The organism is Massilia frigida (genome assembly GCF_011682175.1).
Taxonomy (GTDB): Bacteria; Pseudomonadota; Gammaproteobacteria; order Burkholderiales; family Burkholderiaceae_D; genus Telluria_A; species Telluria_A frigida.
This window is the reverse complement of sequence record NZ_WHJG01000121.1, coordinates 1-1362: the sequence shown is the minus strand read 5'-3', so window position 1 is coordinate 1362 and position 1362 is coordinate 1. Positions and strand designations below refer to the sequence as shown.

General features: G+C 57.3%; 1 protein-coding gene and 1 pseudogene. Both read left to right on the top strand.

All coding sequences use genetic code 11. The features are described 5' to 3' along the window. Nucleotides 1-241 (top strand): annotated as a pseudogene (locus F2P44_RS34245) (IS4 family transposase); the annotation flags it as partial. A 554-nt stretch (nucleotides 242-795) separates the two neighbouring features. Beyond that, nucleotides 796-1284, top strand: coding sequence for a reverse transcriptase domain-containing protein (locus tag F2P44_RS34240; RefSeq protein WP_167094538.1), 489 nt, complete (start codon nucleotides 796-798; stop codon nucleotides 1282-1284). The last annotated feature ends 78 nt before the right edge of the window (nucleotides 1285-1362 follow it).

The following is a 1362-nucleotide window of genomic DNA, read 5'->3' as shown; positions in this document are numbered from 1 at the left end:
GCCGACGCGCGGCACGCAAAAGGCGCGCGCGGTGCGCCAGCAATTGTGGGCGCGTGTGGTCGAGATCGGAGACGGCAAACGGGGGCGCATCAGCGTCACCTGCATCGTGGCACGCGAAGTCGGCGCGACCGCGGGGAGCAAACCGCTCGAATGGCGCCTGCTGACCAACCGCGAGGCCAGCACCGCCGAGCAGGTCGTCGAGCTCATCGACTGGTACCGGGCGCGCTGGGAAATCGAGAGTGTGCCGTAGGCACACAGAAAGGAAGTTCGGCATGAACTGACGGACTGTGTCAAAGCTATGTGAAAGATGAGGGTAGGCCCCTCGAAGTCGGCTTTCAGGAGCGGGCTTCAAACCACCCCAAGCTGCTGCGGTCAAGAGCCGTGGTGGTGAGCGTTGGGGGCAAAGCGCCGAGGCCGTACCTCGGGCAGGTAAGGATCAGAGAGACGAACGAAAGTGAACCTTCCGATGACGCGTCGTTATCCTATTTGTCGTCAAAACCAGGGGCGTTTCTATCTCCTGGGACCAGCTTGCCGGACACCTGATTATTGGGCAGGCGGCGACCGGCGTAAAGGGGGCGTGAAGCTGATCCAGGCTTTCGCATGGAACTACGGGAACCAGTCGTTCCGATGCCAAGGGAGAAGCACAAGTGGCATAAACCACGAGGCGAGAGTACCGATGCGGAGCACTGGGACGGACCGACCTGTACGAGCGATGAAGGCTGGTAATGCGGCCGGAGCAAAGGGGTCGGGTCAAGCGGTTGCATTCGTCGTTCAACTGGCAACAGGAGGAAACGGATGAGTGCAACAAAGCAGTTCGCCATTGATAAATGGTTGGTGTACGAAGCGTATCAAGTCAAGGCCAACGCGGGCTCGGCCGGTGTGGACAAGCAGTCGATTGAGGACTTCGAGAAAGATCTGAAGAGAAATCTCTATCGGATCTGGAACCGGATGTCTTCGGGAAGCTACTTTCCACCGCCGGTCAAAGCGGTCGCCATTCCTAAAAAGACTGGTGGGGAAAGAATTTTAGGGGTGCCCACCGTAGCGGATCGGGTAGCTCAGATGGTGGCAAAACGGGTCATAGAACCCAGTATCGAAGCGAAGTTCCTGCCGGACTCCTATGGCTACCGGTCCGGAAAATCGGCGCTGGATGCTGTCGGCGTCACACGGGAGCGATGCTGGAAACACGACTGGGTTCTTGAGTTTGACATCAAAGGCCTGTTTGACAACATCGATCACGGTAATTGTCAACAAAGATGTCGCGTAAAGTCATGCGGCTTGCTTTAGTATTTCTGGTTGTTCCCGTTCAGGATTTAGCCAGACCTCATCCTTCAAATTCCAGTTCCTTGTCGTGCCAGACCATCG

What these genes read in the sequence shown, in the direction of transcription:
- F2P44_RS34240 (WP_167094538.1), top strand. Translation starts at nt 796, where the DNA reads ATGAGTGCAACAAAGCAGTTCGCCATTGATAAATGGTTGGTGTACGAA.